Source organism: Massilia sp. 05N420 (assembly GCF_056397205.1).
Window position 1 is genome coordinate 1 of the sequence record NZ_JBFTMX010000258.1, and the last position, 378, is coordinate 378.

Genomic DNA, 378 nt, shown 5'->3' on the forward strand with positions numbered 1-378 from the left:
GAAGCAAGCCGCCTAGCAGCGCCAAAAGCACCTTCTGATTGATACGCCAGAGCCTACAATTAAAAGCGGGAAAAATTAACGCATAACACCAATAATAAAACGACTTTTGATTGCACTTATTCGGTTGCATCCCTATACGCGAAGGCATGCATTCTAGAAAGTTTTCAACTTTAAAGATTCTTTTTGCGGCGCTAGTTGTGACGCTTGCTTCTGCCGGGCTCAAGCCCACGGGTACCACGCTTGTCGTGGATATGCATTTCGGCGCCCTCTTGGGCGTCGGCTGGACCTCGAAAGATTTTGGAAAAGTCTCAAATCACGTGGCCACTGCGGACGTTCCTGCGGGAGCGACAGCCATACCGGTGGACGGGAACTTCGGTC

General features: G+C 50.5%; 1 protein-coding gene. It reads left to right on the forward strand.

Features of this window, described 5'->3' with window-relative positions; genetic code table 11:
• Positions 1-146: 146 nt before the first annotated feature.
• The coding region (locus AC1DIX_RS28230; protein ID WP_477328680.1) for a hypothetical protein at positions 147-378 on the forward strand (232 nt) is incomplete at its 3' end.